Origin of the sequence: Paraburkholderia sp. (assembly GCF_034668105.1) — a bacterium.
Classification (GTDB): Bacteria; Pseudomonadota; Gammaproteobacteria; order Burkholderiales; family Burkholderiaceae; genus Paraburkholderia.
On record NZ_JAXDPY010000219.1, the window covers coordinates 1 to 4367 of the forward strand.

General features: G+C 59.1%; 4 protein-coding genes and 1 pseudogene. 2 read left to right on the forward strand and 3 right to left on the reverse strand.

The genetic code is table 11. The features are described 5' to 3' along the window. Positions 1-118 precede the first annotated feature (118 nt). On the forward strand, positions 119-1036 hold the full coding sequence (locus QOC89_RS10285; RefSeq protein WP_323044915.1) for a LysR family transcriptional regulator: 918 nt from the start codon (positions 119-121) through the stop codon (positions 1034-1036). Here QOC89_RS10285 and QOC89_RS10290 read toward each other — a convergent pair. Next, positions 1033-1494 carry a recombinase family protein gene (locus tag QOC89_RS10290; RefSeq protein ID WP_323044916.1) on the reverse strand — a complete coding sequence of 154 codons (462 nt, stop codon included), beginning with the start codon at positions 1492-1494 and terminating at the stop codon, positions 1033-1035. The genes QOC89_RS10285 and QOC89_RS10290 overlap by 4 nt on opposite strands. After that, on the reverse strand, positions 1481-1684 hold the full coding sequence (locus tag QOC89_RS10295; RefSeq protein ID WP_323044917.1) for a hypothetical protein: 204 nt from the start codon (positions 1682-1684) through the stop codon (positions 1481-1483). The genes QOC89_RS10290 and QOC89_RS10295 overlap by 14 nt, the downstream gene beginning before the upstream one ends. 306 nt (positions 1685-1990) lie before the next feature. Between QOC89_RS10295 and QOC89_RS10300 the strand changes: the two are divergent. Continuing rightward, positions 1991-2217: pseudogene (locus QOC89_RS10300) on the forward strand (transposase domain-containing protein); the annotation flags it as partial. Between the two features lie 391 nt (positions 2218-2608). On the opposite strand, the gene QOC89_RS10305 reads toward QOC89_RS10300, so the two are convergent. Further along, positions 2609-3763, reverse strand: coding sequence for a branched-chain amino acid ABC transporter substrate-binding protein (locus QOC89_RS10305; RefSeq protein WP_323044918.1), 1155 nt, complete (start codon positions 3761-3763; stop codon positions 2609-2611). Positions 3764-4367 lie beyond the last annotated feature (604 nt).

Genomic DNA, 4367 nt, shown 5'->3' on the forward strand with positions numbered 1-4367 from the left:
TGCGAACTTATCCAAGACACCCGTCGGCCTTGCCACACAGCTTGTGACAAAGTATTGTTAGCCGAAATTCGCCGGTCTAATATGTTTGAGAGCTAACTTCGATTTGCGGGATGTATCAATGATAGAACTGCGTCAGTTGCGGCAATTTGTGGCAGTTGCCGAGGAAATGCACTTTCGGCGAGCGGCGCAGCGCCTGCACATGACGCAACCTCCGCTGACGCAAGCGATGCGTAATCTCGAGGAGCAACTAGGCGCCTCGTTATTCGATCGAACCACGAGGCGTGTTGCGCTGACCTCTGCGGGACAAGCGTTGCTTGATCACGCGCGCCGCCTTTTGCGGATGTCCGACCAATTACCCACGATAGTTGAAGCCGCGGCGCAGGGCATTTCTGGGCGGCTTCGGCTAGCCTTTGCTTCAACGGTTGCTTATGGGCGAGTTCCGGGCTGGATCAGCAAGTTCCGGCATATAAATAGCGACGTGAAGTTGGAACTGCGCGAAGCGACAATTGACATACAGATGGCGGCGCTGGAAGCGGAGGAGTTTGACGCTGGTTTCATACTGCATGCTGTCGGGGCAGTTCCGATGGGCTTTTCAGCGTTATCTTTACTCATAGAGCCTTTTTTTGTCGCGCTGCCCGTCAGTCACCCTGCCGCAACCAAGAAGACGGTGACGTTCACGGACGTCGCATCCGACTCTATAGTCATTTTCCCCAGAAACGCGGGGCCGTCCTTATTCGATGCGCTGCTGTCTTATTACCACACGAACGGCAGTTCGCCACATATAGCGCAGGAGGCGATCGAGATGCAGACAATCGTCAGCCTCGTAGCTGCTGGAATGGGCATAGCCTGGGTTCCTTACGTTTTCGCCCGCTTCGCGAGGCCCGGGATCGTGTATAGGCAAGTAGACGGTATGGCCGATCTGATTGAAACCAGTTTGATATGGAAAGATCGTGCTTCACCATTATTGGAACGTTTCGTGGCGCATATTGCGGGCTCCCCTAACTTCGTTCATCCGAGCTTCGATCCCGTTGACTAAAGATACCGCGGGAGCACGTTGAGCTCGAACTCGCTGATGCTGCCCTTCATGCCGAGCAATAACCGGTCGTTCGGCCGGCAGGGATCGTATACGCCATCAAGGTCGATAACCCTCGCCTCGACGAGGCCGCACAGTTCGAGCAGATGGTGCCAGTCGCGCCCGTTACGGGCAAGACGTGAAGCATCCATGCAAAGGACAGCCACGACTTCACCGGCACAGAGCAATGCCACGAGGCGCTCAAAGCCGGGCCGAGCCACCGCTCCGCTCGCCGATCGGCCCAGATCGTCGTCGATGACCTCGATATCGCGAAACCCGCGACGCTTTGCTTCGTCTACGAGCTCGTACTGGCGACGCTTGCTCTCGAGGTTCATCTGGACCTGGGCCTGCGTCGACTGCCGAACATAAACTACCGCCTTGCGCTGGAGAAGGGGCGCCGGCAGACGATCAAAGTTCGTCATCGTCATACTCCTTCCCGGTGGTGGCGCCCGCGGCTTGTAACGGCAGGCTCGCAAGATGCGTGATCGCCCTTGCGCGCTGGTCGGCGCTCATAGCCTGTAGCTCGGCGTTGTCGAACCTCATGCTCATCTGGTGCGGCGTCACCACTGGCGATTGTGTTCGTGCTGGAACGCCCTTTGGCAGCTTGTCCATTGCGTTTCTCCCGGACGATGTTGGAACCGTCCGGGGAGTGTGCGCGCAAGCGCCGATCGACAAGCAGCCGATGCAGGTCGCAAAACACCGCCACCTTGACTCTTGGCTCGCCAAGCTCCATGGCTGAACATATGGCGCGATCCAGCATCCACGCCGCCACCACCCTGACTATCCCGGGGCCGGCTTCGACATGAACCACGCGACCACCGCTGCGTTCCTCGACGTCTCGAACCTTGGCGCGGCGACCATATAGCGGATGCCAACGAGAATGGACTTCAACTTCCTGCCCGATATGGGCAGAATGAGCGCGAGCTTGCTCTCGGTCGAAAGAACTTCCTGCGCTTCAGTTCCGACAGCGGCGGCGAACGCGGCGCCGCAATCTAACTCTGGTTGGTACCGCCAAACTGAATGGCCTTGATCCCGAGGCCTACCTGCGCCACGTCATCGCTCGCATCGCCGAGCATCCCGTCAATCGCGTCGACGAACTGTTGCCATGGATCGTTGCCGATCAGCTTCACCACAACATCGCCTGAACTCAACGCGTTGCGTTTAACTGCTCGATATCAACACGCCGTCAAGATCGGTCGTGGTCGGACGGTTACGCTACGGCTCGTCCCGCCGCGTCGATATCGACCTGGCGGGGGCAACAGCACGATAAAGAGCGTCCCCGATCTCACTGACCTACGGACGCGGTGCCTCGTCTTGGGGCTCGCTACTGCTAAGCGCAAAGGCGGACCAGCCGCATGGTTGGCGCCAGCCATGACGCAGGTGCCGCCCATTCGGCACGACTGGCGAGGCCGGGCAAGGTGTCCGTGACTGGTAACAAGAACGACGTCGCTGACGCGCGAGCACGCTGGCATGCCGACGGCAACCCAGCGACTTATGTCGCCGAGTTGCCGTGCGTTCGCTCGCGATGTGGCAGTTTCACATCTTTACGATGTCCAGCAGCTTCTGCTTGCCTCCCACGTATTGATACCTCGAGATCACGCCGTGCTTGAGGTCGCCCTTGGAGTCGAACTGGGTTTCGCCGAGCACGCCGTGGTAATCGGTGGACGGCATCATGGCCAAGAGCTTGGCTGCATCGGTGGAGTTGGCGCGCTTCATCGCATCGACAATGATGTACACGGCGTCATAGGCAAACGGTGCGTAGACCTGGATTGGTTGATGGAAACGGGCTTCATAGCGCTTCTGGAAATCCGCGCCACCGGCCATTTTCTCCAGCGGCATGCCGGCGATCGAGCAAATGACGTTGTCGGTCGCGTCGCCAGCCAAATCCGACAACTTGGTGGTACATGCCCCGTCGCCGACCAGCACCTTCGCCGCAATCGCCAGTTGCTTGGCTTGCTTTGCGAACGGACCGGCCGTGGCATCCTCGCCGCCGTACATGATGACGTCCGGATGCTCGCCCTTGATCTTGGTCAGGATCGCGCGGAAGTCGACCGCCTTGTCGTTGGTCTCGTCGTGCGAGAGCACCGTCACGCCGCTGGCCTTAATTTTCGTTTCGAACTGGTCGGCCAGACCCTGCCCATACGAGGTCGCGTCGTCCACGATCGCCACCGATTTGGCCTTGAGCAGCCTGGATGCGTAGTCGGCCAGCGCCGGGCCTTGCTGCGCGTCGGTGCCCACGACCCGGTAGGTCGTCTTGAAGCCTTGCAGCGTGTAAGTCGGGTTGGTGGCCGCCGGCGAGATCTCGACGATGCCGGCATCGCTGTAGATCTTTGAAGCCGGGATCGAGGTGCCGGAATTCACGTGACCCACCACGGCGACGTCTTTGTCGTCCACCAACTTCTGGGCGGCCTCCGTGGCCTGGCGCGGGTCGGCCGCATCGTCTTGCGCATCGAGCTCCAGCGTGATCTTCTGGCCGCCGATCGTCAGGCCCTTCTGATTGATCTCTTCAATCGCAAGGCGGGCGCCGTTTTCGCTGTCCTTGCCGAGGTGGGCGGTACCCCCAGTAAGCGGCGCGACGTGACCGATTTTGACGACTTCATCCGCAAATGCGCCATTTGCGGCATTTGCGCCGAGAATGATCAAACCACTTCTAAGACTTAACGACAGGGCATGGCGCAACGTCATCGACATTATTATTACTCCAGCGTACGGGTTGACATCAATAGATAGGGTACCGGGCTCCGTAAAGCAAAATCCGGGCCCCGTCGCTTCCGGAAGACGTTTCCGACTCAACGGCCAATCGAGATGTCATTCGACTCATGCCAACTGGCTCCATATCGATGGGGGCCCGGCCGCCGCTGATCTATGGACGGACCGTGTTGAAAGTGAAGATCCCAATAGAAACCGGGTCTGGCAAGCCCTGCATACGACGGGAGCACAACGGCGGTGCGAAGCCGCTTGATGGTGCGTATATTCCGAATTGCAGTGCTTCAACGGCTGAACAATCCGTTGTCGGAAGCACTCGATACGCGAACTTCAGGCCGCGATGACACCAAGCGGAGCAGGAACGTGTACGTGCTGGACATCTCGCCGATCCGGCCATGAAGAGACCAGTCGAAACCCGGCCCAACAACGGTCGTTCGCAGCGACATCGCGACCGTCCCTTGATGGCCCAGAGCGTGTCAAAACGCTGAGTCACCGGGAATTAACGAAACCTGTCTTGCCGCAGATCGCGACTTTTCGATTGCGGCGATCCGAGCGTCAAATCACAGCCGAAGTATTGCGAAGGCGCAGC